Below are 26,306 nucleotides of genomic sequence, written 5' to 3'. Positions count from 1 at the left end.
GCCGCAGCGGCGATGCCGGAGTGATGAACGCCTCCGGTGCATGAAGAATGCCCCTCCCCCGGCGATGGCTCGGGGAAGGGGCACTTCTATAAGGCAGACATCCCTGTGGACACAGCGATCGCGGCAGCCGGCCGTCGATCAGAAGACCTGCAGGGCCTCCGGATAGTGGCAGGCAACCTCCTGGTCGGCACCCTGCACCAACAGTGCCGGCCGTTCGGAGTCGCAACGGGAACGGTGCTGCTCGTCGAGCGTCTGGTACTTGGGGCAGCGAGTGTGGAAGGGGCAGCCGGCCGGCGGGTTCGCCGGGCTGGGCAGGTCTCCCGTGAGCACGATCCGGTCGCGGGTGGCCTCCTTGGCCGGGTCGGGAACCGGGATCGCCGAGAGCAGCGCCTGGGTGTAGGGGTGCTGAGGGGCATCGAAGACGTCGTCCACGTCGCCGATCTCCACGATGTGGCCCAGGTACATCACCGCCACGCGGGTGGCGATGTGGCGCACCACGGACAGGTCATGGGCGACGAAGAGGTAGCTCAGACCCAGCTCGACGCGCAGCTGCTCCAGCAGGTTCAGCACACCGGCCTGGATGGAGACGTCCAGCGCACTGACCGGCTCGTCGAGCACCAGCAGCTTCGGCTCCAGGGCCAGGGCTCGCGCGATGCAGATGCGCTGGCGCTGCCCACCGGAGAAGTTGCGCGGGTAGCGGTTGGCGTGGGCGGGCTCCAGACCGACGAGCTTCATCAGCTCACGCACGCGGCCCTCGATCTTCGCCTTCGGGTAGCCGTTGTACTTCAACGGCTCGGCCAGGATCTCGGAGACCGGCATGCGCGGGTCCAAGGAGGCCATCGGGTCCTGGAAGACCACCTGCAGGTCCTGACGGACCGCCTTGCGGCCGGATCCGTTCAGTTCCGCAACATCCTTGCCCATCACGACCACCCGGCCGCTCTCCGGCTTCTTCAGCTCGAGGATGCTCATGATCGTGGTGGTCTTGCCGCAACCCGACTCCCCCACCAGACCCAGGGTCTCACCGGCCCGGATGTCCAGGTCGATGGTGTCGACGGCGTGCACCGTGCCCACGCGACGCTTGAAGACCGCGCCCTTGGTGAGCGGGAAGGTCTTCACCAAGCCCTCGACGCGCAGCACCTCCTCGCGCTGCTCGCGCGGCAGGGCGGTCAGTTCGCTGGCCCGCACCTTCGGAATCGGGTAGATGTCCTGGTAGGTGAGGTCGCCGTCGATGATCTGGTTCACCTTGACGCAGGCGGCAAAGTGCCCGGCCTTGTCGGTCTCCGCCAGGGCCGGCTCGTCCCGTCGGCACTCGTCGGAGGCCATCGGGCAGCGCGGTGCAAAGGGGCAGCCCGGCGGCAGCTTCAGCAGCGACGGCGGATTGCCCTCCACGGGGGTGAGCATCTCGTCGCGGCTCATGTCCGGGCGGGGCAGCGATCCGAGCAGACCGATGGTGTAGGGCATCCGGGTGCGGTAGAAGATGTCGCCCACGTCGGCGGCCTCGACGACGCGCCCGGCATACATCACGGCCACCTTGTCGGCCATGCCCGCCACGACGCCCAGGTCATGGGTGATCATGATGACGGCCGCGCCGGTCTCCCGCTGTGCCACCTTCAGCAGGTCGATGACCTGCGCCTGGATGGTCACGTCGAGGGCCGTGGTGGGCTCGTCGGCGATGATCACGTCGGGATTGTTGGCGATCGCCATGGCGATCACCACGCGCTGGCGCATGCCGCCGGAGAACTCGTGCGGGAAGGCCTTGGCGCGCACCTCCGGGTTCGGGATGCCCACCATGCGCAGCAGTTCGATCGCGCGCGCGTGGGCCGCGTCGTCGTCCATCTCCTGGTGGATCTGCAGGGCCTCGACGATCTGGTCACCGACGGTGTAGACCGGTGTCAGGGCGGACAGCGGGTCCTGGAAGATCATGGCGACCTTGCGGCCCCGCACATTGCTCATCCAGTTGTCGTCGCGGCCGATCAGCTCGGTGCCGTGCAGCTTGACCGAGCCGTCCACGCGGGCGTTCTCGTCCAGCAGGCCCATGACGGCCATCGAGGTCACGGACTTGCCGGAACCGGACTCACCGACGATGGCGAGCACCTCGCCGGCGTCCACCTGCAGGTTCACGCCACGAACGGCGTGCACCACGCCGTCCTCCGACGGGAAGCGCACGTTGAGGTCGGCCACCTGCAGGGCAGGGACGCCCGCACTTGCGGTGGGCAAATTGCCTTCGTTGCGGAAGCGGGCGGGGTTGACAGCGGCGTGGCTCATGCCTGGCCTCCGGACTTGGACGACGGGTCGATGGCGTCGCGCAGGGCGTCACCGATGAAGTTGACGGACAGCAGCGTGATCACCAGCACCGTGGCCGGGGCCAGGAAGACCCACGGGAAGGTGGTGGCCATCTGGGTGCCCTCACCCAGCAGCGTGCCCAGCGACGTGTCCGGGGACTGCACGCCGAAGCCGAAGTAGCTCAGCGCGGTCTCACTGATGATCGCGCTGGCCACGGCGAGCGTGGCGTCGATGATCAGGTAGGACGAGATGTTGGGCAGCACGTGCTTGGTGATGATGGCCCAGGACGGGACGCTCATGAACTTGGCGGCATTCACGTAGTCCAGGTTGACCACGCTCAGCGTCATGGCGCGCACCACGCGGGCGCTCAGCATCCAGCTGAAGGCCACCAGCAGCAGGATGAACAGCCAGGTGGAGCCCTTCTGGCCGCCGGTGTTCTGGCTGATGATGGCGATCATCAGGAAGGACGGGATCACCAGCATCATGTCGATGATCCACAGGATGGCCTTCTCCACCTTGCCGCCGAAGAAGGCAGCTGCGGCACCGACCAACGCCGCGATGGCGGTCACCAGGAAGGAGACGGAGAAGCCGATGATCAGCGACTTGCGCAGGCCCTGCATGGTCATGGCGAAGACGTCGCGACCACCCTGGGTGGTGCCGAACCAGTGCAGGTTCGACGGCGGGGAGAGGAACCATTCGTTGTCTACGTCGTCGAAGCGCCACTGGCCGATGTGTGGGCCGATGATGGCCGCCAGCACCACCAGGGACAGACCGAAGACACCGATCTTGGCGCCCAGCGGGCGCCAGAAGCGCTTGAGGATCAGCCGTCCACGAGACAGGTGCTTCTCGTCGTCCACGAGGTGGTCGACGGCCGCCGCGGTGGCTTCCACCTCGGTCTTCGAGGAGGCCTCGGGTTCGAGATTGCTCATCTGGCCAGCTCCTAGTTCGTGCGCACGCGCGGGTCGATGGCGGCGATCAGGATGTCGGACAACAGCGCGCAGGCGAGGACACACACGCCGGAGAAGGCCACGACGGCGGCGGTGCCGTTGATGTCCTGGGCGGTGATCGACTCGACCGAGTAGGCACCCATGCCGTGCCAGCCATAGATCTTCTCGGTCAGCGCTGCGCCGGTGAAGACCAGCGCGACGCTGAAGGCGAAGTAGGTGGTCATCGGGATGATGGCATTGCGCAGCGCGTGGTGGCGGATGGCCTTGCCCTTGCGCAGGCCCTTGGCGCGTGCGGTGCGCACATAGTCGGCTCCCAGCGTGTCCAGCATCAGGTTGCGCTGGTAACGCGAGTAGGAGGCCATCTGCATCAGCGAGAGCGAGAGCGTGGGCAGCAGCAGGTGCTGCATCCGGTCCACCAGCTTGGCGCCGAAGTAGTCGCCCGCCTGGCCGGTCTCGCCGATGAACTCGAACAGCGGGTAGCCGACGGCAGTGTTGATCCAGGTGGCAACCATCTGCAGGCTCGGGGCCAGCACCAGCACCGGGGTGGAGATCAGCAGCAGGGCCAGGAAGGAGACGGCGCGGTCGGCGAAGGAGTACTGGCGCACAGCGGTCCAGGCGCCGAGCGCGACGCCACAGATGATGCCCAGCAGGGTGCCGATCGTCATCAGGCGCAGCGAGACCCAGATCCGGGTGCCCAGCAGCTCATTGACCGAGTCTCCCTTGGGCGTGAAACCCCAGTCCCAGGAGCCGAAGACCATCTTGAGCCACCGGCCGTAGCGGGTCAGGGGCGATGTGTCGGGATTGATGTTGTAGCTGGTCAACGTGGCGTTGACCGCATCACGGTTCAGGCTGGGGTTCTGCCAGTCGAACGCATTGCGCGGGTCCATCGAGACCGATGCAAGCAGGTAGGCCACCGAGACTGCGATGAACAACAGCAGCACGTAGTTGGCCAGACGCCGGAGCAAGAAGCGGAGCACGGACGTCCTTTCTGTGATGGTGCGGGAGCCACGATCCCTGACCCTTGTCGCGTCGGCCACAATGCCCCGCGAGCCTTGGTTGAGTCAAGGTTCTCAGCCGGTCCAGAAGCGGTTCTGGCCGTAAAATTATCAGTTGACCCCACGGAATCGATTCAGCATTCAGCGCTTTGAACGCTCCACATCCGTGACTAGTCAAGGACTGAACTCGTCGCGAATCCCCGTGACGAATGACGAGCGGGGCAGCGACATGAATGTCGCTGCCCCGCTCCTGTTCAGACCGGATCGATCACAGCTCGGTGACCGAACCGCCGGCCTTCTCGATCTTCTCCTTGGCGGAGCCGGTGAACGCGTCGGCGCTCACCTGGACTGCCACCTGGATGTCGCCATTGCCGAGCACCTTGACGAGGTGACCCTTGCGAATGGCGCCCTTGGCGACGAGGTCATCGACGCTGACGGCACCACCCTCGGGGAACAGCTCGGCGATGGTGCCGACGTTGACAACCTGGTACTGCACCTTGAAGGGGTTCTTGAAACCCTTCATCTTGGGCAGACGCATGTGCATCGGCATCTGGCCGCCCTCGAACGCCTCGGGGACGTTCTTGCGCGCGCCGGTGCCCTTCGTACCGCGACCAGCAGTCTTGCCCTTCGAGCCCTCACCACGACCAACACGGGTCTTGGCGGTCTTGGCTCCGGGGGCAGGACGCAGGTGATGAACCTTCAACGCCATGTCACTCAACCTCTTCCACAGCAACGAGGTGCTGCACAGCCTTGACCATCCCGCGGATCTCGGGACGGTCCTCCTTGACGGCAACGTCGCCAACCTTCTTGAGACCCAGCGTGCGCAGGGTGTCCTTGTGGTTCTGCTTGCTGCCGATGCCCGACTTCAACTGGGTCACCTTGAGGCGTGCCATCAGTTGGTCACCCCTTCCTTGCGAGCCCGCAGCATCGCGGCGGGAGCAACGTCCTCGACGGGCTTGCCGCGACGCTTGGCGATCTGCTCGGGCTCCTCGAGGCTCTGCAGCGCCTCAACGGTGGCGTGCACCACGTTGATGGCGTTGGGCGAGCCCAGGGACTTGGCGAGCACGTCGTGCACGCCGGCGCACTCCAGCACGGCGCGAGCCGAGCCACCGGCGATGACACCGGTACCGGGCGAAGCCGGACGCAGCATCACGACACCAGCAGCCTTCTCGCCCTGCACCGGGTGCGGGATGGTGCGCTGGATCAGCGGCACCTTGAAGAAGTGCTTCTTGGCCTCCTCGACGCCCTTGGCGATCGCCGCGGGCACCTCCTTGGCCTTTCCGTAGCCGACGCCCACGGTGCCCTCACCATCGCCCACCACGACCAGCGCGGTGAAGCTGAAGCGACGGCCACCCTGGACCACCTTGGCGACGCGGTTGATGGCAACCACGCGCTCGAGGTACTGCGACTTCTCTTCGGTCTGCTTGGCGTTGCCTCGACGGTCCTCACGACCCCGACGCTCGCCTCCGGCACCGCCACCGCGGCGCTGAGTTTCACTCATCGTCATATGCCTTTCAGTCGTGATCAGAACCCGAGGCCAGCCTCGCGCGCGGCGTCAGCCAGCGCAGCGATGCGACCGTGGTACTTGTTGCCAGCGCGGTCGAAGACCACGTTCTCGATGCCAGCGGCCTTGGCGCGCTCAGCGATCAGCGCACCAACCTTCGCGGCCTTGGCGGACTTGTCGCCCTCGGCGCCGCGGACGGCGGCCTCCATGGTGGACGCCGATGCCAGGGTGTGGCCCTGGACGTCGTCGATCACCTGGACGGCAAGGTGACGGGCGGAACGGGTGACGACCATGCGGGGACGCTCGGCCGAACCCTGGATCTTCTTGCGGCCACGAGTCTGGCGACGCACACGCGACGCGGTCTTCGGAGCCAGTCCCTTGCGGACTGCCAGTGAGATAGCCATGGTCACTTACCAGCCTTTCCGACCTTGCGGCGAACGACCTCGCCGGCGTAGCGCACGCCCTTGCCCTTGTACGGCTCGGGCTTGCGGAGCTTGCGGATGTTGGCCGCGACCTCGCCGACAACCTGCTTGTCGATGCCCTGAACGCTGAAGGCGGTGGGCTTCTCGACGGCGAAGGAGACACCCTCCGGCGCGTCGATGATGACGGGGTGCGAGAAGCCGAGCGCGAACTCGAGCTGCTTGGGGCCCTTGGAGATCACTCGGTAACCAACGCCGACGATCTCGAGCTTCTTCTCGTAGCCCTCGGTCACACCGATGATCATGTTGTTCACCAGGGTGCGGGTCAGGCCGTGCAGCGAGCGGCTCTCGCGCTCGTCATTGGGACGAGCGACCTCGAGCTGGCCCTCGTCATTCTTCTGGATCTTGATGGGCTCAGGAACGACGTGGGTCAGGGTGCCCTTGGGGCCCTTGACCTCGACATTCTGGCCGTCAAGCTTCACCTCAACACCGGACGGGACGGTGATCGGGAGCTTGCCAATGCGTGACATTCAAATTCTCCTTATCAGTCTCGTCGGGTCACCAGACGTAGGCGAGCACTTCGCCGCCCACGGACTTCGCGTGTGCCTGGCCATCGGTCAGCAGGCCCTGCGAGGTGGAGATGATGGCAATGCCCATCCCACCCAGCACCTTCGGCAGCGCGGTCGACTTTGCGTAGACGCGCAGGCCCGGCTTGCTGATGCGACGCAGGCCCGCGAGGGAACGCTTGCGATCGTCGCCGTACTTCAGCGTGATCTTGAGGGTCTTGCCGACCTCGCCCTCGGCGGGATCGAGCACCTCGAAGTCAGAGATGTAGCCCTCCTGCTTGAGGATCTCGGCGATACCCACCTTGATCTTCGAGCTCGGCATGGAGGTCTCGTCGTGGAACGCCTGATTGGCGTTGCGCAGACGCGTGAGCATGTCTGCGATTGGATCAGTCATTGTCATGGCTGTTTGCTACTTCCTCGCGACGGTTTCATGGCCGGGTCCACCCAGACATGACCTTTCGCGCTATGTCCCGACCGGCGGCCGGGAAGTTCTTGGGGCCACCGCTCCAACGAAGCGATGACGGGTGTGAGCCGACGACGGGGATCGCTCCCCGTCGTCGGCCACGAGTTCTCAGCGTGCTGGGCTCACCAGGACGACTTGGTCACACCGGGCAGCTCGCCCTTGTGTGCCATCTCGCGCAGGCAGACGCGGCACAGACCGAACTTGCGGTAGACCGACTTCGGTCGGCCGCACTTCTGGCAGCGGGTGTAGGCGCGGACGCCGAACTTCGGGGTACGAGCCTGCTTGACCTTCAGGGCTGTCTTGGCCATGGTTCAGCGCCTCACTTCTTCTTCTTGTAGTACGCCGGGCCGCGACGCACCTTCTTGGCCTTGGGGTCGTCGACCTCCTTGAAGGGGAAGCCCAGGTGCTTCAGCAGCGCCTTGCCCTCCTCATTGTTGGAGGCGGTGGTGACGAACGTGATGTCCATGCCGCGCACGCGATCGATCTTGTCCTGGTCGATCTCGAGGAACATGACCTGCTCGTTCAGGCCGAAGGTGTAGTTGCCCAGGCCGTCGAACTGGTTGCCGTTGAGGCCGCGGAAGTCGCGGATTCGGGGCAGGGCCAGGGTCAGCAGGCGGTCGGCGAACTCCCACATGCGGTCACCGCGCAGGGTGACGTGGCAGCCGATCGGCATGCCCTCGCGCAGCTTGAACTGGGCGATGGACTTGCGGGCCTTGGTCACCTGCGGCTTCTGACCGGTGATGGCGGTCAGGTCGCGGATGGCACCGTCCATGACCTTGGAGTCATTGGCGGCATCGCCGACACCCATGTTCACCACGATCTTGGTGAGGCCAGGGATCAGCATGGGGTTGGCGTACTTGAACTCATCCTGCAGGGCGGGACGGATCTCGTCGCGGTAACGCTGCTTCAGGCGCGGCATTTCGCGCGCGTAGGTCTCGGCGCTCATCAGATCTCCTCCCCCGTCTTGCGGGCGATGCGAACGCTACGGGTGGTGGTGTACTCCGAACCGTCGGGACGACGCTTGGTGACCTCGACGCGCTTGTAGCCGACGCGGGTGGTCTGGGCGTCCTTGCCGGTACCGATGACCAGCTGGACGTTGGAGACATGGATGGGGGCCTCGGACGAGATGATGCCGCCCTTGGTCTGCTGGCCGGAGGCGGTCGCCTGGTCACGCAGGTGACGCTTGACGATGTTGACGCCCTCGACGGTGACGCGCTGGTTCTCGATGTCCACGGCGATGATCTCGCCGATGGTGCCCTTGTCCTTGCCGGCGATGACCTTGACGCGGTCACCCTTCTTCACGTGGAGCGACTTCATGTCAGATCACCTCCGGGGCAAGCGAGACGATGCGCATGAACTTCTTCTCGCGAAGCTCACGGGCCACGGGGCCGAAGATGCGGGTGCCGCGGGGCTCCCCGTCGTTCTTCAGGATGACGGCGGCGTTCTCGTCGAACTTGATGTAGGAGCCGTCAGCGCGACGGTTCTCCTTCACGGTGCGAACGATGACAGCCTTGACGATCTCGCCCTTCTTGACGTTGCCACCGGGGATGGCGTCCTTGACGCTGCACACGATGGTGTCGCCGAGACCGGCGTAGCGGCGACCGGAACCACCGAGAACACGGATGCACAAGAGCTCCTTGGCACCAGTGTTGTCGGCGACCTTGAGCCGCGACTCCTGCTGGATCATTGATTCTCCTCTGCCCCACCGGTTCCCCGCAGGGCCTTGTGGAGCTTGATCTGGTCCCCCTGGATTTTGCCAGGAGGGGTGGACAACCCCGAGCCGTGAGGCCCGCAGGCAGAGGGACGATCTCTCATCCCCCGACGAACGGTCTCCCGTTCGAGACTGGAGGGCTCCCCCACACCGCGTGCACCTGAGCGCACAGCTGGGGCGATTGAAGCCAACTTCTCAAGTCTAAACGACCAAGGGGCCCTCTGGCGAATCGACCCGGTGGCGAATCGACCCTGTGGCGAATCGGCCCGGTGGCGAATCGACCCTGTGGCGAATCGGCCCGGTGGCGAATCGACCCGGTGGCAAATCGACCTCGCAACAGGGGAAGGGCCCGTCCTGGTGGACGGGCCCTTCCGGGAGATCAGACGCACAGGGCGTGGATCACTTGGCCTTCTCGAGGATCTCGACGAGGCGCCAGCGCTTGGTCGCCGACAGCGGTCGGGTCTCCATGATGCGCACACGGTCACCCGTGCCGGCCTCGTTGTTCTCGTCGTGGGCCTTGAGCCGCTCGCTCTTGGTCATGACCTTGCCGTAGAGGGGGTGCTTGACGCGGTCCTCCACGAGCACGGTGATGGTCTTGTCCATCTTGTCCGAGACGACGAGTCCCTCGCGCACCTTGCGGGCGGAGCGGGCCTCGGTCTCGACGTTGGTGTTCTCGCTCATGATCAGGCCTTCTTCTCAGGGTCGTCAACGATGCCCAGGTTGCGCTCCTGGAGCACGGTGTAGATCCGGGCGATGTCCTTGCGGACCTCGCGCAGACGTCCATGGGACTCCAGCTGGCCGGTGGCGGCCTGGAAGCGCAGCGTGAACAGCTCTTCCTTCAGCTCGAGGACCTTGGCGTTGAGGTCGTCACGGCTGAGGCCGCGCAGTTCGGCGGCGGTGGTGGTCTTCGCCATCAGATTTCACCTGCTTCGCGCTTGATGAAGCGAGCCTTGAAGGGCAGCTTGTGGATGGCGAGGCGCATGGCCTCGCGAGCGACCTCTTCCTCAACACCGGAGAGCTCGAAGAGCACACGACCCGGCTTGATGTTGGCCACCCAGAACTCGGGCGAACCCTTGCCGGAGCCCATTCGGGACTCGGCAGGGTGCTTGGTCAGCGGACGGTCCGGGTAGACATTGATCCACACCTTTCCGCCTCGCTTGATGTGACGGGTCATGGCGATACGAGCGGCCTCGATCTGACGGTTGGTCAGGTAGGAGCTCTCCAGCGCCTGGATCCCGTACTCACCGAAGGCAAGCTTGGTGCCACCCTTGGCCATGCCATCACGCTTGGGGTGGTGCTGCTTGCGGTACTTAACACGACGAGGAATCAGCATGCTCAGGCTCCTGCGTTCTCAGCTGCCGGGGCCTGGGCCTCTGCCTTGGCGCCGGCATTGTTGTCATTGCGCGCCTCGTCGGCGCGGCGGCGTCCGCCACGCTCGGGGCGATCGCCACGACGGTCGGGACGGCGGCCACCACGACGGTTGGCGCCGGGGGCGGCTGCACGAGCGGCCTTCTGGGCAGCGCGCTCGGCGCGGGTGCCCGTGACGTCGCCCTTGTAGATCCACACCTTGACGCCGATGCGGCCGAAGGTGGTGCGGGCCTCGTAGAAGCCGTAGTCGATGTCGGCACGCAGCGTGTGCAGCGGGACACGACCCTCGCGGTAGCCCTCGGAACGGCTCATCTCGGCACCGCCCAGACGGCCGGAGCACTTGATGCGGATGCCCTGGGCACCCGAACGCATCGCGGTCTGCTGCGCCTTGCGCATCGCGCGGCGGAAGGCCACGCGGGCGCCCAGCTGCTCGGCGACACCCTGGGCAACCAGCTGGGCATCGATCTCGGGGTTCTTGACCTCGAGGATGTTCAGCTGGATCTGCTTGCCGGTCAGCTTCTCCAGGGCATTGCGCACGCGCTCTGCCTCGGCGCCATTGCGGCCGATGACGATGCCCGGACGGGCGGCGTACAGGAAGATGGTCACGCGCTCGGAACGACGCTCGATCTCGATCGAGGAGATGCCGGCACGCTCCAGGTTCTTCAGGAGGTACTGACGGATCTTGACGTCTTCACCGACGAAGGCCGCGTACTGCTTCTCGGCGTACCAACGGGTCTTGTGATCGGTGGTGATGCCGAGGCGGAAGCCATGCGGGTTGATCTTCTGGCCCATGCTCAGGCTCCCTTCTTGCTCTCAGTTGCGGTCTTGTTGGACTTGGGCTCGACAACCACGGTGATGTGGCTGGCGCGCTTCAGGATGCGGCTGGCGGATCCCTTGGCACGGGGACGGATGCGACGCATGGTCACACCCTCGTCCACGAAGCACTGGGACACGTACAGGTCGTCCGCACGCAGGTTCTCGGTGTTCTCGGCGTTGGCGATGGCCGAGGCCAGCACCTTGTAGACGGGGTCGCTCGCGGCCTGCGGAGCGAACTTCAACGTGACCAGGGCCTCGTTGGCGTCCATTCCACGGACCAGGTCGATGACACGACGCACCTTCATCGGGCTCATCCGGACGTGACGCGCAATCGCGTACGAGCCAGGACGATCCCCGAGCAGGGCAGCGCGACGGCTGGGCCGGCTTTCGTTGTTGCTCATTCTTTGATCAGTTCCTTGTCTCGCCCGCTCAGCGGCGGCGCGCCTTCTTGTCGTCCTTGACGTGACCCTTGAAGGTACGCGTCGGAGCGAACTCGCCCAGCTTGTGGCCGATCATGGACTCGGTCACGAAGACCGGGACATGCTTGCGACCGTCGTGCACGGCGATGGTGTGACCCAGCATGTCGGGCACGATCATCGAGCGACGCGACCAGGTCTTGATGACGTTCTTGGTTCCCTTTTCGTTCTGGGCATCGACCTTCTTGGTCAGGTGCTCGTCGACGAAGGGACCCTTCTTCAAGCTACGTGGCATTTTTTCTCAGGCTCCCAATCAGCGCTTCTTGCCGGTCTTGCGGCGACGGACGATGAGGCGGCTGCTCGCCTTGTTCTTGTCGCGGGTGCGACCCTCAGGCTTGCCCCAGGGCGACACCGGGTGACGACCACCCGAGGTACGGCCCTCGCCACCACCATGCGGGTGGTCGATCGGGTTCATGACCACACCACGCACGGTCGGGCGGACGCCCTTCCAGCGCTTGCGGCCAGCCTTGCCCCAGTTGATGTTGGACTGCTCGGCATTGCCGACGGATCCAACGGTGGCGCGGCAACGGACGTCGACCATACGCATTTCGCCCGAGGGCATGCGCAGGGTGGCGTACTTGCCCTCGCGAGCGACCAGCTGGATCGACGCGCCGGCGCTGCGGCCGAGCTTCGCGCCGCCACCGGGACGCATCTCCACGGCGTGCACGGTGGTGCCGACGGGGATGTTGCGCAGGGCCAGGTTGTTGCCCGGCTTGATGTCGGCGCCCTCACCAGCGGTCACCGTGGCGCCCTGGGTCAGACCCGAGGGAGCGATGATGTAGCGCTTCTCGCCGTCTGCGTAGTGCAGCAGCGCGATGCGGGCGGTGCGGTTCGGGTCGTACTCGATGTGAGCGACCTTGGCCGGAACGCCGTCCTTGTCGTAACGCTTGAAGTCGATGATGCGGTACGCCTGCTTGTGGCCACCACCGATGTGACGGGTGGTGATGCGTCCGGAGTTGTTGCGGCCGCCGGTCTTCGGCTTGGGGGCCAGCAGCGACTTCTCCGGCGTGGAACGAGTCAGTTCGACGAAGTCGGCCACGCTGGAGCCGCGACGGCCCGGCGTAGTCGGCTTGTACTTACGGATACCCATGAGGTCTCAGTTTCCTTGTCTCAGCGAACGTCCGGTCAGGCGACCGGACCTCCAAAGATGTCGATGCGCTGGCCCTCGGCCACGGACACGATCGCGCGCTTGGTGTCGGGGCGCTTGCCCAGACCGAAGCGGGTGCGACGGGTCTTGCCGGGACGGTTGATGGTGTTCACACCGGTGACCTTGACATTGAAGATGGCCTCGACGGCGATCTTGATCTCGGTCTTGTTCGCGTGCGGCGCGACGAGGAAGGTGTACTTGTTCTCGTCGAGCAGGTTGTAGCTCTTCTCGCTGACCACGGGTGCGAGCAGGATGTCGCGGTGGTCGCGGATCTTCACGGAATCAGTCACTTCTCGGTCTCCTCTGCGGCGGCCTCGGACTCCGTGGCCACGGCCTTGGCGCCACGACCCTTGACGGGGCCGGCGGTGTAGGTCTCCAGGGCGGCCTTGGTGAAGACCACGCCGTCGTTGACCACGACGTCGTACGCGTTGAGCTGGTCAACGGCGATGACGTGCACGGTGGGAACATTGCGCAGGCTCAGCCAGGCAACGTCGTCGGCACGATCCAGGACGACCAGCAGCTTGCTGACGTCACCGGCGGCGGCGAGGGCCTTGAGGGCGGCCTTGGTGTTGGGGGTCTCACCCGCGACGATCTGGTCGAGGACGAAGACCTTGCCGTCACGAGCGCGGTCGGACAGGGCACCCTTGATCGCGGCGGCGATCATCTTCTTGGGGGTGCGCTGCGCGTAGCTGCGCGGCTGCGGGCCGTGGACGGTGCCACCGCCAACCCAGATGGGCGAGCGACGCGAGCCGTGACGGGCGCGGCCGGTGCCCTTCTGGCGCCAGGGCTTGATGCCACCGCCGCGGACCTCGCCGCGGGTCTTGGTGGCGTGCGTGCCCTGACGAGCAGCGGCCTGCTGGGCCACGACAACCTGGTGGATCAGCGGGATGTTGGTCTGGACACCGAAGAACTCGACGGGGAGCTCGGTGCTACCGGCCTTCTTGCCGTCGACGTCGAGGACGTCGACCTTCAGCGACTCGCTCATGCGACATCACCCTTCTTGGCAGCGCTGCGAACGACGACCAGCGAGCCCTTGTTGCCAGGGATCGCGCCCTTGACGAGGATCAGGCCGCGCTCGGCGTCGACAGCGTGGATGGTCAGGTTCTGCACGGTCACCTTGTCGACACCCATGCGACCCGCCATGCGCATGCCCTTGAACACGCGACCGGGGGTCGAGCAGCCGCCGATCGAACCCGGCGAACGGTGCTTGCGGTGCACACCGTGCGAGGCGCGCAGGCCGTGGAAGCCGTGGCGCTTCATGACACCAGCGGTGCCCTTGCCCTTGCTCACGCCGGTGACGTCGACGACGTCGGCGGCGGCAAAGGTCTCAGCGGTGATCTCCTGGCCGAGCGTGTACTCGGAGGCATCCGAGGTGCGCAGCTCGACGAGGTGCTTGCGAGGGGTGACGCCGGCCTTCTCGAAGTGACCGCCCTCGGGCTTGGTCACCGACTTGGCCTTCTTGGCGCCGAAGCCGAGCTGGACGGCGTTGTAGCCGTCGACCTCGGGGGTACGGACCTGGGTCACGACACAGGGGCCGGCCTGGATCACGGTCACGGGCACGACGCGGTTCTCGTCGTCCCAGAGCTGGGTCATGCCGAGCTTGGTGCCCAGCAGGCCCTTCACCTTGCGTTCGTTGTTCATGTTCACGGACCTCACGGGAGCTTGATCTCGATGTCCACACCGGCCGGAAGGTCGAGACGCATCAGCGAGTCGACGGTCTTCGGGGTGGGATCAAGAATGTCGATGAGCCGCTTGTGGGTGCGCATCTCGAAGTGCTCGCGGCTGTCCTTGTACTTGTGGGGCGAACGGATCACACAGAACACGTTCTTCTCGGTCGGCAGCGGCACCGGGCCGGCAACCTTGGCACCCGTACGGGTCACCGTGTCGACGATCTTGCGCGCCGACGAGTCGATGACCTCATGGTCATAGGCACGGAGCCTGATGCGGATCTTTTGTCCCGCCACAGTTGTTCCTTCTACTCGTCCAAGCTTGAGTCCGGAGGTTTCCGGCTTCGCGTCGGAGATCCCGGCGGGATCTCCCAAATGCTCACTGGCCATTGAGTTCCGTGGTCTCGTCCCTTGGGGACCAAGTCCACTTCCCTCCGACCCCCGCGGTCGGGCGTGTCGCAACTGTCAGGCACTCACAAACGCTCTATTTCCGTTATGTAGTGCTCTCTTCAGTTCCGTCCACACGGCGACTGCCCAGGATCGGGGCGACATCCACAGCGGGCCTGCGAGGCAGTCCCGTCCGGCGGCATGACGCGCCAACTCCATCGGAGCAACCTGACAAGTTTGTCATGCCAAGGGGGCGGATGCAAAATCGGCCCCACTTGAGGTCCATTTCTGCCCCGACGGCCGCCCCGGATGGCAGTCTGGTGCCAGCCACCCGGCCCCTGGATGGTCTTCCGGCACCTTCCCCGGAGACCCCCGACCACCACGACGAAGGAGTTGTGATGGACGTCGAACTTCGTGAGGTTCGTGACTTCCTGGCCGAACACGAGCCCTTCGCCGCGCTGCCCGCAACCATCCTCGACGAACTGCCGAGCCGTCTCCAACTGCGCTACCACCGCCGCGGCACCGTGCTGATGGAGGTGGGCAAGCCCAACAATGTGCTGCACATCCTGCGCTCCGGCGCCGCCGACATCGTCGACGTCAGTGGTGCGCTGGTGGAGCGCGCCGAACCCGGCGGCGGTTTCGGCGCCTCCTCCCTACTCTCCAAGGCGCCCTCCCGCTACACCATCTCCACCGTGGAGGACAGCCTGGTGCTCGTGATGGGTTCCGAGGTCTTCGGCCACCTGGTCAAGCACTACCCCCAGGTCCGGGACTTCTACGACCAGCAGTCCGACGGGCGCCTGCGTCGAGCCGTCGCCGTACAGCAGAGCGCCGACGGTTCGGCGGCCTGGCTACGCACCCGGGTGGATGACATCGGCAGCCCCGACCCCGTCTCGGTCGCCTCCAGCATGTCGATCCGAGAGGCCGCCGGTGTGATGACCCAGCACCGGATCTCCGCACTGCTGGTCAGCGAGGGTGATCAGATGGAGGGCATCCTCACCGACCGCGACCTGCGGTCCAAGGTGGTGGCCCAGTCACTGGACGTCCAGCGGCCGGTCTCGGAGATCATGACCCGCTCCCCCATCCATGTGGCCCCTGGCACCCAGGCCTTCGAGGCCCTGCTCGAGATGACCAGCCGGGGCGTCCACCACCTGCCCGTCGTGGAGGACGGCCGCGCGGTGCGGATCGTGACCGCAGGCGACATCGTGCGGCTGCAGCAGGCCGACCCGGTCTTCCTGGTGGGCGACATCTCACGCCAGCGCGACGTGGCCTCCCTGGCCCGGCTGGCTGGCCGGACCCCCTCTCTGGTTGCGCAGCTGCTGCGCCAGGACGCCTCCGCCGACGACATCTCCCGCCTGCTGTCCACCGTCGCCGACGCCCTCACCCGTCGCCTGATCGGCTTCGCCGTCGACGAGCTGGGCGAGGCACCCGGCCCGTGGGCCTGGATCGCGTTGGGTTCCCAGGCGCGGCGCGAATTGTCCGTCCATTCGGACCAGGACCACGCCATGGTGATCGCCGATGGCGTGCTGGAGCAGGAAGGGGCAGCCCAGTGGTTTGCCGCCGTCGCCGAGCGCGTGACGGCCGGGCTCGCGGAGTGCGGGCAGGAGCTGTGTCCGGGCGACGTCATGGCCAGCAATCCCACCTGGCGCCTCTCGGTCAGCCAGTGGCGCCGACAGTTCGCCCAGTGGATCCACGAGCCCGCACCGGAGGCGGTGCTGCACAGCCAGATCTTCTTCGACGCCCGCACCGTGCACGGCGATCCATCGCTGCTGGCCGCGGTGCGCAGCGACGTGCTGGCCGCCACCCCCAATGCCAAGCGATTCCTGGGTCAGATGGCAGCGGAGGCGGTGGAACGGCAGACCCCGGTTGGCTTCTTCCGCGGCATCGTGCTGGCCACCCGTGGCGAGGAGGCCGAGACCTTCGACATGAAGGCCAATGGAGTGCACGCCATCATCGAGATCGCGCGCGTGCACGCCCTGGCCCAGGGACTCGACGCGGTCGGAACCCTGGACCGCCTGCGCGTCGCATCCGCCAATGGCGCCGCCAGCCTCAATGACCTGGCCGACGCCTTCGAATTCGTCGCCCACGTGCGGCTGGCGCACCAGAGTCGGCAGCTGGAGGCCGGCCGGACCCCGGACAATGTGGTGCGGGCCGATGAGCTGTCGAACTTCGACAAGCGGCACCTCAAGGACGCCTTCGCGGTGATCCGCAAGGCCCAGGAGGGCCTGTCGTACAGCTACCAGACCCACCTGATGAACTGAGGCGGCCATGGCACTGTTCCGAAAGTCCGCCCAACACCGCAGCGGGTCGCTGCCCGACGGCCCCCTGCGCGACTGGCTCGCCACCCCGGCGCCGGAGGGCAGCACCCCGGCGTCGTCCCTGCGTCTGCTGGCCGTCGACGTGGAGACCACCGGCCTGGACCCGAAGAAGGACCATCTGCTCAGCATCGGCTTCGTGCCCGTCGACGGGGACGCGATCACCCTGCGCGGGGCGGGTCACATCGTCCTGCGAAGCCAGGCCGACGTGGGGCAGAGCGCCACGATCCACCGGATCACCGATGACCAGCTGGCCCAGGGCGTCGAGCCGGAGGAGGCACTCACCCAGCTCCTCGCTGCCCTGCGGGGCCGGGTGCTGCTGGCCCACCATGCGGTGATGGAGACGGGCTTCCTGGAGAAGGCAATGCGCGACGTGTGGGGACACAGCGTTCCCATCCCCACCGTCGACACGATGCAGCTGCAGTACCGGCTGCTCACCAAGGGCTTCGACGACGAACCCCCCCAGGGCTCACTGCGCCTGTGGGCAGCCCGTGACCAGTACGGACTCCCCCGCTACCGGGCGCACGAGGCGCTCACCGACGCCCTGGCCTGCGCGGAGCTGTACCTCGCCCAGGTCTGCGAGCTCGGATGGCAGACGCCGCTGAAGAAGCTGCGCTGACGGCTCACAGACTGGCGCGGAAGGACCTCAGACGCGCCAGCGACGAGTCGTGGCCCAGCAGCTCCATCGACTCGAAAAGCGGCGGGCTGACATTCGATCCGGTGATTCCGACACGCAGCGGGGCGAAGGCGAACTTGGGCTTGATGCCCATGTCCTCCACCAGCTTGGCGCGCAGCGCGGCCTGGATCGTCTCTGCGTCGAAGGGTTCCAGCCCTTCCAGCACGGACAGGGCCGCGTCCAGCACGTCAGCGGCGTCATCCTTGAGCTTGCCCACCACCTCGTCGGGGGCGCTGATCTCGGCGTCGGCGGCGAACAGGAAGGCGAGCTTCTCCTTGGCCTCGCTGAGCAGCGTGAGGCGCTCCTGGATCAGCGGGGTGGCCCCCACCAGGATGCGCCGACCCTCGTCGTCCAGCGCGGGCTCACCCTGCTCGGCCCAGTAGGTCTCGATCCGGCTGGCAACGTCCTCGGCCGACATCTGGCGGATCCAGGCTCCGTTGAGCCAGTTCAACTTGTCGAGGTCGAAGATCGGGCCCGCCGGGTTGATCTTGGACCAGTCGAAGGCGGCGACGAACTCGTCGAAGGTCTGCACCTCCTCGCCCTCGCGGACCGGCGGGTAGCCCAGCAGCATCAGGAAGTTCAACAGCGCCTCCGGCAGATAGCCCTGCTCGCGGAACCAGGTGAGGCGGGCGGCCGGGTTCTTGCGCTTGCTGATCTTGGACTTGTCCGTGTTGCGCAGCAGCGGCATGTGCGCAAAGCGCGGCATCGGCAGGCCCAGCCAGGTGTAGAGCAGCATGTGCTTGGGGGTGGAGCTGATCCACTCCTGCCCACGCACCACGTGGGTGATGCCCATCAGGTGGTCGTCGACGACGACGGCCAGGTGGTAGGTGGGGAATCCGTCGGTCTTGAGGATCACCTGGTCATCGGGGCGCGGGGCGTGCGTCTCGCCGTTGACCAGGTCATCGAAGACCAGCTCGACGTCATCGGGAATCAGCATCCGCACGACCGGGGTCTCCTGGAAGCCGGGCAGCTGGGCCCGCTCCTGTTTGGTCTTGCCCAGGCACAGCCGGTCATAGCCGATCACATCGCGCTTCTCGGCCTGCTGCTGCTCACGCATCTCCTTGAGCCGATCCGAGCTGCACCAGCAGTAGTAGGCGTGGCCGTCGGCGATCAGCTGGTCGACGAAGGGACGGTAGGTGTCCAACCGCTCCGACTGCTTGTACGGGCCGAACTCGCCGCCCTGGCGGGGCCCCTCGTCGGGCGCCAGACCCAGCCAGTCCAGGGTGGAGTGGATCTGCTCCTCGGAGCCCTCCACCAGCCGCGCCTGGTCGGTGTCCTCGATGCGCAGCACGAAGGCACCGCCGGTGCGCTTGGCCCAGGCCTTGTCGAAGAGCGCCATGTACGCCGTTCCCACGTGGGGATCGCCGGTCGGGGACGGGGCGACACGCAGTCGCGCGGGGGTCAGGGCGTCACTGGAGAGCTGTTCAGTCATGATGCCCAGAGCCTACCGCCTGGGCGCACGGGAGGGCGGGCGACGCGAGCCGGCAAGCTGGGCCCCAGCCGCCCCGCTGGATGTCGGCGTCGCATGCTAGTTTCGTCGCCATGACCGCACCTGTTCCTGCCGCCAGCAACGACTTCATCCGCGAAGCGATCCGCCGCGACAACGAGCAGGGAATCTATGGCCAGCGGGTGCAGACCCGTTTCCCACCCGAGCCCAATGGCTACCTGCACATCGGCCACGCCAAGGCCATCGTGCAGAACTTCGGGGTGGCCAAGGACTTCGACGGCATCTGCAATCTGCGTCTGGACGACACGAATCCGGGCGCCGAGGAGTCGGAGTACGTCGAGTCGATCAAGGACGACATCGCCTGGCTGGGCTACACCCCGGGCATCACCGTGCACGCCTCGGACTACTTCGAGCAGCTCTACCAGTGGGCCGAATGCCTGGTGGAGCAGGGCCTGGCCTATGTGGATGACCAGGACGGGGAGACGATCAGCGCCCAGAAGGGCGGCTTCGGCACCCCCGGTGTGAACTCCCCCTTCCGAGACCGCCCCGTCGCCGAGAGCCTGGACCTGCTGCGCCGGATGCGCGACGGCGAGTTCCCCGACGGCTCGCGCTGCCTGCGCGCCAAGATCGACATGGCGGCCGAGAACATGTGGCTCCGCGATCCCGTCATGTACCGCATCCGTCACGCCCACCACCACAACACCGGCGACGAGTGGTGCATCTACCCCACCTATGACTGGGCCCACGGCCAGAGCGATGCCATCGAGGGCGTCACGCACTCCCTGTGCAGTCTGGAGTTCGACTCGCACCGCCCGCTCTACGACTGGTTCCTGGAGCACCTGCCGCTGAGCGGTGACAAGCCACGCCAGATCGAGTTCGCCCGTCTGGAGCTCACCCACACGGTCACCTCGAAGCGCCGCCTCAAGAAGTTGGTGGACGACGGTCTGGTGGACGGCTGGGATGATGCCCGGATGCCGACGCTGCGTGGCATGCGCCGCCGTGGCTACCCGGCTGCCGCGATCCGCGACTTCATGACCGCCATCGGCACCACCCGCAACAACTCGGTCAAGGCGATCGAGGAGTTCGAGTCCTTCGTGCGCCGCGAGTTGAACCTCACCGCCCAGCGCCGGATGGCCGTGCTGCGCCCGCTGAAGCTCACGCTCACCAACTGGCCCACCGACGAGTCGGGCGCGCCCGTGGTCGAGTACTTCGAGGTGACGAACAACCCGGAGCGCGCCGAGGATGGCACCCGACAGGTGCCGTTCAGCGGCAGCCTGTACATCGAGCAGGAGGACTTTGCGGAGGTTCCGCCGCCGAAGTACTTCCGCCTGACGCTCGACCGCGAGGTGCGCCTGCGCGGGGCCTACTTCGTCAAGGCCCACAACGTGGTCAAGGACGAGGCCGGCAATGTGGTCGAGGTACTGGCCACCTACGATCCCGAAACCCGCGGCGGTGATGCCCCCGACGGCCGCAAGGTGAAGTCCACGATGCACTGGGTTTCCGCCAGCCATGCCGTCGACGCCACGGTCGCCCTCTACGAGCGACTGTTCACCGCCAAGGCCCCGGGCGAGGCCACCGGCGAGGCGCTGGACGACCTCAATCCGGACAGCCGCGAGATCCTCACCGGCTGCAAGGTGGAACCGGCGCTGGCCGAGACCCCGGCCGGGGACGTCGTGCAGTTCGAGCGCACCGGCTACTTCGCGGCCGACCCGGACCAGCCGATGCTCTTCCACCGCACGGTGGGCCTGCGCGATGAGTGGGCAGCCCAGCAGAAGAAGAAGTAGCCGCTCCCTCCCCGAGCCTGTCGAGGGCCCTTGGATGATCCCCCGAGCCTGTCGAGGGCCCTCAGATGATGCCGAGCAGCTTCGCCACCCACCACAGGGCGAACAGGGTGCCGGCCACCATCACCAGGATGGCCGTCAGCACCATGGCGCTGGCGGCCACCAGGTAGGCGACGCTGCGGCGGCGAACCCGCTCCGGGTCTGCGACGGCGCGTTCCAGCAGGCGCAGGTTCATGCGGTTGGACCGGAAGCCGATGTCGGCCAGGTCGCCCACCAAGGGCAGCTGGCCCAACAGGGCGTCGGCTCCGCAGTTGACCACCATGCGGCCCAGCACGGGCAACGGCACCTGCGCCCGCACCGCCTCCACCAGGATCAGGCTGGCCATCGCAGTGGTGGCGGCATCCCCCACCCCCGGCACCAGGCCGAACAGCGCATCGGCACCGATGGTGATCCTGGTCCCCGGAATGGTGACCAGGTCGTCGAGGATGTGGGCCAGGCTGCGCGAGCTGCCGGTCTCCGACGAGACGGCATCGGCGGCGAGACCGCGAGTGCGCGGCGTCCGGCTGGAGTGGGAGGCCATGGGACCAACGGTAGCGGCGGCATCCCCACCGCCGCCCTTGCGCAGCTGTGCCGACAGCGGAACGCAGCGTCAGGCGAGCCCTCGCGGCCGGGCCAGCACTAGGCTCGGTGCCATGAATCCCACCTCCACGTACCGGCTGCAGATCACCCCCGAGTTCCGGCTGCAGGATGCCGCGGGCCTGGTCGACTACCTTGATGCGCTCGGTGTGGGCGCGGTCTACCTCTCCCCTGTGTTGACCTCGACGACCGGCTCCGGTCACGGCTACGACGTCACCGATCCCACCAGCATTGATCCACAGCGGGGCGGCGAGGAGGGCTGGCGGGAGCTGGTCACGGCGGCCCGCAGCAAGGGTCTGGGCATCGTGGTGGACATCGTGCCGAATCACCTGGGCGTCGCCCACGCCTGGGAGAATTCCGCGTGGTGGAGCGTGCTGGCACAGGGCCGGGACTCGACGTACGCCGCATGGTTCGACATCGACTGGACTGCCGACAAAATCGTCCTGCCCGTCCTGGGCAGCGAGGACGATCTGGATGCGCTGACCCTCTCCGAGGATCTGGCCGAGCTGCACTTCTACGAACACCGCTTCCCCGTCGCCGAAGGCACCGCGCTGCCCGGGGACAGCCCTCGTCAGGTGCACGACCGGCAGCACTACCGGCTGGTGCCCGGCTCCCAGGGCAATGACCTGCTCACCCACCGCCGCTTCTTCACGGTTGCGACACTGGCCGGAGTGCGCGTCGAGGATCCCGAGGTCTTCGACGCCACCCACGCCCGCATCCTGCAGATGGTGCGCGAGGACGGCATCGAGGGCCTGCGCGTCGACCATCCCGACGGCCTGCGCGACCCGCGCGGCTACTTCGCCCGGTTGCGTGACATGGCCCCCGAACAGTGGATCGTCGCGGAGAAGATTCTCGAGCACGGCGAACCGATGCCGGACTGGGCCGTGCAGGGCACCAGCGGCTATGACGCGATGACCGAGGTCAACCAGATCTTCATCGATCCGGCTGCGGAAGACTTCTTCACCGGCGACTACCAGCGACGCACCGGTGACGAGCTGGACGTGGAGCAGCACGTCCTGGCGGGCAAGCGCTGGATGGCGCAGGAGATGTTCGGCGCGGAGACCCGTCGGATCCTGGGTCTGCTGGACCTTGGGGAGCTGTCCGACGAGGAGGTCGCACGAGCCCTGCACGAGCTGGCCGCCCGGATGGAGTACTACCGCAGTTACCTGCCGGAGAACGACTCGGCCCTCACCGCGGCCCTGGGACACACCCGCCACGATCTGCCGGAGCTGGGTGACGCGTTGGATCTCCTGGAGCCGCAACTGCTCGACGGCAGCAATGAGGCGGCGCTTCGCTTCCAGCAGCTCACCGGCGCCGTCATGGCCAAGGGAGTCGAGGACACCGCGTGGTACCGGGCCAATCGCTTCGTGGCGCTGAACGAGGTGGGCGGCCACCCGTCGAGCTTCGGCACCGACCTGAACACCTTCCACCGCGCCATGGAACGTCGCGAGGCCGAACTGCCCGAGTCGATGACCTCGCTCTCGACGCACGACACCAAGCGCGGCGAGGACGTGCGCGCCCGCCTGGCGGCCCTGGCGGAGGTGCCCGACGCCTGGACGGCCTTCGCCGATGTCTTCGACGAGCGCACCAACATTCCGGAAGCCACCTTCGCCCACCTGCTGGCCCAGACCCTGGCTGGTGTCGGCCCCGTGCAGCGCGAGCGGCTGCACGCCTACGCGGAGAAGGCGATGCGCGAGGCGAGTCTGGCCACGAACTGGATCAGTCCTGACCAGAGCTTCGAGCAAGCCGTGCACCAGGCGATCGACACTGCCTATGACGACGAGGTGCTCTTTGGTGCATGGCGGGAGCTGCAGCAGACCATCGCACCGCTGGGACACTGGAACAGCCTCTCGCAGAAGCTCGTGCAGCTCACCATGCCCGGCATCCCCGACGTCTACCAGGGCACCGAGATCTGGGACGACTCGCTGGTGGACCCGGACAACCGTCGACCGGTCCACTTCGACGAATTGCGAACGCTGCTCGACGTCGACTCCCCCGACCCGCTGGATCCGGCCTACAAGCAGAAGGTGGTGCGCACGGTGTTGCGGCTGCGTCGTGAACGGCCTGAGCTGTTCACTGGCTACCGCCCGATCACGGCCGATGGCATGGCGGCCGACCATCTGGTGGGCTTCGAGCGCAACGGTCTGGTCACCCTGGCGACGCGTCTGCCCCACCGGCTCCGGTCGATGGCGGGCTGGCAGGACACCACCATCACCCTGGACGGGACGTGGCGTGACCGGCTCAGCAACCGCGAGGTGACCGGCACCGTGAGGCTCGCGGAGCTGATGACCGACGGTCCTGTTGCCCTGCTGATTGCCAGCTGAAGCCTCCCCCAGCCGGGGCAGCTTCCAGTTCTGCCCCCGGCGTAAGAGCGGCCTCCCCACCCCACGGGGTGGCGCCGCCCCGCTACCGTTGAAGCACTGCCCGCAGTTGGGCACCGCACCAGGAAGAAGGACCCATGGGACTGTTCGACAACATCAAGGACAAGCTGACCGGCAACAAGGATGAGGCCGCCCAGCCGGCCCCCGAGGTGTCGCCCGACGACCAGGCGCGAATCGACCGCCAGCAGGCCAGCAACGAGGCCACCGCGGCCGCCGCCCAGGCCGAGCTCGACGCCCAGGAGAAGGCCGCCGCCGAGGCTGCTGCCAAGGCCGAGGCTGAGGAGAAGGCCAAGCAGGAGGCTGCTGCCAAGGCCGAGGCTGAGGCCGCCGCCAAGCAGAAGGCCGAGGCCGACGCGAAGGCCAAGCAGGAAGCCGACGCCAAGGCGAAAGCGGATGCCGAGGCTGCCGCCAAGCAGAAGGCCGAGGCTGACGCGAAGGCCGAGCAGGAAGCCGAGCAGAAGAAGGCCCAGCGCACCTACACGGTGAAGCCCGGCGACAACCTGAGCGAGATCGGCGCCAAGTTCGGCGTCAACTACATGGACATCGCTCGCGCCAACAACATCCAGAACCCTGACCTGATCTACCCGGGCCAGGTCTTCGTCATCCCGGAGTGATCTCCGGCTGACCGGGCTCCAGCTGGGTCACCTACGGGCTCGCCAGAGGGAGCCGCCACAACGCATGAGGGGCTGTGCACCATCCAGTGCACAGCCCCTCATGCCGTCCCCGCCCCCGAGTGAGGGCACCAGCACCAGCACCAGCACCAGCACCAGCACCAGCACCAGCACCAGCACCAGCACCAGCACCAGCACCAGCAAGATCAAACCAGATGCATATGCGGTGTCCAGTGCATCTACTGCACTGGACACCGCATATGCATCTGTTTCTGGCGAACTTGTGCCCAGGGTGGGATGAGCTGGAGCCGAGAGGTGCGGACCGGCAGAAGCTGGGGCCCGCCGGCCGGCAGACCCGCCCACGCTCCCATCGCGCGGGCCGACGTCTCTCCCCACTCCCCACCGCAATGCTGGAGATGCAGCAGGGCCCCGATCCTTGCGGATCGGGGCCCTGCTGTTGATCAGGCTTCTCGCCGTGATTCAGATCGTCGGTGACAGGGTCACTTGATGATCTTGGTCACGCGGCCGGCGCCGACGGTACGACCACCCTCACGGATGGCGAACTTCAGGCCGTCCTCCATGGCGACGGGCTTGTTCAGGTGAACAGTCATGTCGGTGTTGTCACCGGGCATGACCATCTCGGTGCCCTCGGGCAGCTGAACAACGCCGGTCACGTCCGTGGTACGGAAGTAGAACTGGGGCGAGTAGTTCGAGAAGAACGGCTTGTGACGGCCACCCTCCTCCTTGTTCAGGATGTAGACGCTGCCCTCGAAGTCGGTGTGGGGCGTGGTCGAACCCGGCTTGATGACACACATGCCGCGCTCCACGTCCTCCTTCTTCGTGCCACGGAGCAGGAGGCCCACGTTCTCGCCAGCCTGGCCCTCGTCGAGGATCTTGCGGAACATCTCAACACCGGTGACGGTGCTGGTCTGCTTCTCGGGGCGGATGCCGATGATGTCGACGGTCTCGCCGGTCTTGACGACGCCACGCTCGATACGGCCGGTGATGACGGTGCCACGACCGGTGATCGTGAAGACGTCCTCAACGGGCATCAGGAAGGGCTTGTCGGTCTCGCGCTCGGGCTGCGGGATGTACTCGTCAACAGCGGCCATCAGGTCCTGGACGCTCTTGCCCCACTTCTCGTCGCCCTGGAGGGCCTGGAAGGCGGAGACGCGGACGACCGGGCAGTCGTCACCGTCGAACTCCTGCGAGGTCAGCAGCTCGCGGACCTCCATCTCGACGAGCTCGATGAGCTCCTCGTCGTCGACCATGTCGCACTTGTTCAGGGCGACGACGATGGCCGGCACGCCCACCTGGCGGGCGAGCAGCACGTGCTCGTGGGTCTGCGGCATGGGGCCATCGGTGGCGGCAACCACGAGGATGGCGCCGTCCATCTGAGCAGCACCGGTGATCATGTTCTTGACGTAGTCGGCGTGGCCGGGGCAGTCAACGTGGGCGTAGTGACGCTTCTCGGTCTGGTACTCGATGTGCGAGATCGAGATGGTGATACCGCGCTGACGCTCCTCGGGGGCCTTGTCGATCGTGTCGAAAGGCGACGCCTCGTTCAGATCCGGGTACTGGTCGTGGAGCACCTTCGAGATCGCCGCGGTGAGCGTGGTCTTGCCGTGGTCGATGTGTCCGATGGTGCCGATGTTGCAGTGCGGCTTAGTCCGCTCGAACTTGGCCTTTGCCACTTGGGCTCCTTCTGGATTG

Annotated in this window: 33 protein-coding genes; 5 read left to right on the top strand and 28 right to left on the bottom strand. The window is 66.5% G+C overall.

Annotated features, from left to right (window positions below; all coding sequences use genetic code 11):
- Window positions 1-138 precede the first annotated feature (138 nt).
- The 24 genes from ACTQ49_RS03720 to rpsJ all read right to left on the bottom strand — a co-directional run bounded on the left by ACTQ49_RS03720 (window position 139) and on the right by rpsJ (window position 14,659).
- A complete protein-coding gene (locus ACTQ49_RS03720; RefSeq protein ID WP_441826494.1) occupies window positions 139-2,265 on the bottom strand; it encodes an ABC transporter ATP-binding protein in 2,127 nt (708 codons plus the stop codon).
- Window positions 2,262-3,212: an ABC transporter permease gene (locus tag ACTQ49_RS03715; RefSeq protein ID WP_441826493.1), complete on the bottom strand. Its 951-nt coding sequence runs from the start codon at window positions 3,210-3,212 to the stop codon at window positions 2,262-2,264. The genes ACTQ49_RS03720 and ACTQ49_RS03715 overlap by 4 nt, the downstream gene beginning before the upstream one ends.
- Window positions 3,213-3,223: 11 nt before the next feature.
- Window positions 3,224-4,207 carry an ABC transporter permease gene (locus ACTQ49_RS03710; RefSeq protein WP_441826492.1) on the bottom strand — a complete coding sequence of 328 codons (984 nt, stop codon included), beginning with the start codon at window positions 4,205-4,207 and terminating at the stop codon, window positions 3,224-3,226.
- A 286-nt stretch (window positions 4,208-4,493) separates the two neighbouring features.
- The gene (gene rplO, locus ACTQ49_RS03705) at window positions 4,494-4,934 is read right to left on the bottom strand and encodes a 50S ribosomal protein L15 (RefSeq protein ID WP_441826491.1); all 441 of its coding nucleotides are present in this window, start codon (window positions 4,932-4,934) and stop codon (window positions 4,494-4,496) included.
- 1 nt (window position 4,935) lies between these two features.
- Window positions 4,936-5,118, bottom strand: coding sequence for a 50S ribosomal protein L30 (gene rpmD, locus ACTQ49_RS03700; protein WP_441826490.1), 183 nt, complete (start codon window positions 5,116-5,118; stop codon window positions 4,936-4,938).
- Entirely contained in the window at window positions 5,118-5,726 is a 609-nt protein-coding gene (gene rpsE, locus ACTQ49_RS03695; RefSeq protein ID WP_441826489.1) for a 30S ribosomal protein S5, read from the bottom strand. Before rpsE ends, rpmD begins: the two co-directional genes overlap by 1 nt.
- A gap of 23 nt (window positions 5,727-5,749) precedes the next feature.
- Window positions 5,750-6,133 (bottom strand): 50S ribosomal protein L18, encoded by a 384-nt coding sequence (gene rplR / locus ACTQ49_RS03690; protein WP_441826488.1) that lies wholly within the window; start codon window positions 6,131-6,133, stop codon window positions 5,750-5,752.
- A 2-nt stretch (window positions 6,134-6,135) separates the two neighbouring features.
- Window positions 6,136-6,678, bottom strand: a complete 543-nt coding sequence (gene rplF / locus ACTQ49_RS03685; protein ID WP_441826487.1) for a 50S ribosomal protein L6 — start codon at window positions 6,676-6,678, stop codon at window positions 6,136-6,138.
- A gap of 28 nt (window positions 6,679-6,706) precedes the next feature.
- Window positions 6,707-7,114, bottom strand: coding sequence for a 30S ribosomal protein S8 (rpsH, locus tag ACTQ49_RS03680; protein WP_441826486.1), 408 nt, complete (start codon window positions 7,112-7,114; stop codon window positions 6,707-6,709).
- A gap of 185 nt (window positions 7,115-7,299) precedes the next feature.
- Window positions 7,300-7,485, bottom strand: coding sequence for a type Z 30S ribosomal protein S14 (locus ACTQ49_RS03675; protein ID WP_441826485.1), 186 nt, complete (start codon window positions 7,483-7,485; stop codon window positions 7,300-7,302).
- An 11-nt stretch (window positions 7,486-7,496) separates the two neighbouring features.
- Entirely contained in the window at window positions 7,497-8,123 is a 627-nt protein-coding gene (rplE, locus tag ACTQ49_RS03670; RefSeq protein ID WP_441826484.1) for a 50S ribosomal protein L5, read from the bottom strand.
- Entirely contained in the window at window positions 8,123-8,494 is a 372-nt protein-coding gene (gene rplX / locus ACTQ49_RS03665; protein ID WP_441826483.1) for a 50S ribosomal protein L24, read from the bottom strand. Before rplX ends, rplE begins: the two co-directional genes overlap by 1 nt.
- Before the next feature lies 1 nt (window position 8,495).
- Complete coding sequence (gene rplN / locus ACTQ49_RS03660) at window positions 8,496-8,864, bottom strand: 50S ribosomal protein L14 (RefSeq protein WP_441826482.1); 369 nt, start codon at window positions 8,862-8,864, stop codon at window positions 8,496-8,498.
- A gap of 423 nt (window positions 8,865-9,287) precedes the next feature.
- Window positions 9,288-9,569, bottom strand: a complete 282-nt coding sequence (gene rpsQ / locus ACTQ49_RS03655; protein WP_441826481.1) for a 30S ribosomal protein S17 — start codon at window positions 9,567-9,569, stop codon at window positions 9,288-9,290.
- A gap of 2 nt (window positions 9,570-9,571) precedes the next feature.
- Entirely contained in the window at window positions 9,572-9,802 is a 231-nt protein-coding gene (gene rpmC / locus ACTQ49_RS03650; RefSeq protein WP_441826480.1) for a 50S ribosomal protein L29, read from the bottom strand.
- Window positions 9,802-10,221, bottom strand: a complete 420-nt coding sequence (gene rplP / locus ACTQ49_RS03645; protein WP_441826479.1) for a 50S ribosomal protein L16 — start codon at window positions 10,219-10,221, stop codon at window positions 9,802-9,804. Before rplP ends, rpmC begins: the two co-directional genes overlap by 1 nt.
- Window positions 10,222-10,223: 2 nt before the next feature.
- Complete coding sequence (rpsC, locus tag ACTQ49_RS03640) at window positions 10,224-11,048, bottom strand: 30S ribosomal protein S3 (RefSeq protein ID WP_441826478.1); 825 nt, start codon at window positions 11,046-11,048, stop codon at window positions 10,224-10,226.
- Window positions 11,049-11,050: 2 nt separating this feature from the next.
- On the bottom strand, window positions 11,051-11,473 hold the full coding sequence (gene rplV / locus ACTQ49_RS03635) for a 50S ribosomal protein L22 (protein WP_441826477.1): 423 nt from the start codon (window positions 11,471-11,473) through the stop codon (window positions 11,051-11,053).
- 28 nt (window positions 11,474-11,501) lie between these two features.
- Window positions 11,502-11,783: a 30S ribosomal protein S19 gene (rpsS, locus tag ACTQ49_RS03630; protein ID WP_094763869.1), complete on the bottom strand. Its 282-nt coding sequence runs from the start codon at window positions 11,781-11,783 to the stop codon at window positions 11,502-11,504.
- Window positions 11,784-11,801: 18 nt separating this feature from the next.
- On the bottom strand, window positions 11,802-12,638 hold the full coding sequence (gene rplB / locus ACTQ49_RS03625) for a 50S ribosomal protein L2 (RefSeq protein WP_441826476.1): 837 nt from the start codon (window positions 12,636-12,638) through the stop codon (window positions 11,802-11,804).
- Between the two features lie 35 nt (window positions 12,639-12,673).
- A complete protein-coding gene (gene rplW / locus ACTQ49_RS03620; protein WP_441826475.1) occupies window positions 12,674-12,985 on the bottom strand; it encodes a 50S ribosomal protein L23 in 312 nt (103 codons plus the stop codon).
- A complete protein-coding gene (rplD, locus tag ACTQ49_RS03615) occupies window positions 12,982-13,680 on the bottom strand; it encodes a 50S ribosomal protein L4 (RefSeq protein WP_441826474.1) in 699 nt (232 codons plus the stop codon). The genes rplW and rplD overlap by 4 nt, the downstream gene beginning before the upstream one ends.
- Window positions 13,677-14,336 (bottom strand): 50S ribosomal protein L3, encoded by a 660-nt coding sequence (gene rplC, locus ACTQ49_RS03610; RefSeq protein WP_441826473.1) that lies wholly within the window; start codon window positions 14,334-14,336, stop codon window positions 13,677-13,679. The genes rplD and rplC overlap by 4 nt, the downstream gene beginning before the upstream one ends.
- 11 nt (window positions 14,337-14,347) lie before the next feature.
- Window positions 14,348-14,659, bottom strand: coding sequence for a 30S ribosomal protein S10 (gene rpsJ, locus ACTQ49_RS03605; RefSeq protein WP_015071250.1), 312 nt, complete (start codon window positions 14,657-14,659; stop codon window positions 14,348-14,350).
- 488 nt (window positions 14,660-15,147) lie between these two features.
- Here rpsJ and ACTQ49_RS03600 point away from each other — a divergent pair, with 488 nt between their 5' ends.
- Window positions 15,148-17,007, top strand: coding sequence for a DUF294 nucleotidyltransferase-like domain-containing protein (locus tag ACTQ49_RS03600; protein WP_441826472.1), 1,860 nt, complete (start codon window positions 15,148-15,150; stop codon window positions 17,005-17,007).
- Between the two features lie 7 nt (window positions 17,008-17,014).
- Complete coding sequence (locus ACTQ49_RS03595; RefSeq protein ID WP_441826471.1) at window positions 17,015-17,680, top strand: exonuclease domain-containing protein; 666 nt, start codon at window positions 17,015-17,017, stop codon at window positions 17,678-17,680.
- Window positions 17,681-17,684: 4 nt separating this feature from the next.
- Here the strand turns inward: ACTQ49_RS03595 and gltX are convergent, their stop codons facing one another.
- A complete protein-coding gene (gltX, locus tag ACTQ49_RS03590; protein WP_441826470.1) occupies window positions 17,685-19,169 on the bottom strand; it encodes a glutamate--tRNA ligase in 1,485 nt (494 codons plus the stop codon).
- Window positions 19,170-19,279: 110 nt separating this feature from the next.
- Here gltX and ACTQ49_RS03585 point away from each other — a divergent pair, with 110 nt between their 5' ends.
- The gene (locus ACTQ49_RS03585; protein WP_441826469.1) at window positions 19,280-20,968 is read left to right on the top strand and encodes a glutamine--tRNA ligase/YqeY domain fusion protein; all 1,689 of its coding nucleotides are present in this window, start codon (window positions 19,280-19,282) and stop codon (window positions 20,966-20,968) included.
- 61 nt (window positions 20,969-21,029) lie between these two features.
- Here the strand turns inward: ACTQ49_RS03585 and ACTQ49_RS03580 are convergent, their stop codons facing one another.
- Complete coding sequence (locus ACTQ49_RS03580) at window positions 21,030-21,545, bottom strand: DUF4112 domain-containing protein (RefSeq protein ID WP_441826468.1); 516 nt, start codon at window positions 21,543-21,545, stop codon at window positions 21,030-21,032.
- A gap of 112 nt (window positions 21,546-21,657) precedes the next feature.
- On the opposite strand from ACTQ49_RS03580, the gene treY reads away from it, so the two are divergent.
- Entirely contained in the window at window positions 21,658-23,925 is a 2,268-nt protein-coding gene (gene treY / locus ACTQ49_RS03575; RefSeq protein WP_441826467.1) for a malto-oligosyltrehalose synthase, read from the top strand.
- A 134-nt stretch (window positions 23,926-24,059) separates the two neighbouring features.
- Window positions 24,060-24,596 carry a LysM peptidoglycan-binding domain-containing protein gene (locus ACTQ49_RS03570; protein ID WP_441826466.1) on the top strand — a complete coding sequence of 179 codons (537 nt, stop codon included), beginning with the start codon at window positions 24,060-24,062 and terminating at the stop codon, window positions 24,594-24,596.
- A gap of 27 nt (window positions 24,597-24,623) precedes the next feature.
- On the opposite strand, the gene ACTQ49_RS03565 is transcribed toward ACTQ49_RS03570, so the two are convergent.
- Window positions 24,624-24,848, bottom strand: a complete 225-nt coding sequence (locus tag ACTQ49_RS03565; RefSeq protein WP_441826465.1) for a hypothetical protein — start codon at window positions 24,846-24,848, stop codon at window positions 24,624-24,626.
- Between the two features lie 245 nt (window positions 24,849-25,093).
- On the bottom strand, window positions 25,094-26,287 hold the full coding sequence (tuf, locus tag ACTQ49_RS03560) for an elongation factor Tu (RefSeq protein ID WP_441826464.1): 1,194 nt from the start codon (window positions 26,285-26,287) through the stop codon (window positions 25,094-25,096).
- Window positions 26,288-26,306: the final 19 nt, after the last annotated feature.

It is taken from the genome of Luteococcus sp. Sow4_B9 (assembly GCF_052116585.1).
Classification (GTDB): domain Bacteria; phylum Actinomycetota; class Actinomycetes; order Propionibacteriales; family Propionibacteriaceae; genus Luteococcus.
The sequence above is the reverse complement of the archived record's forward strand: the minus strand, read 5'-3'. Positions and strand labels throughout refer to the sequence as shown.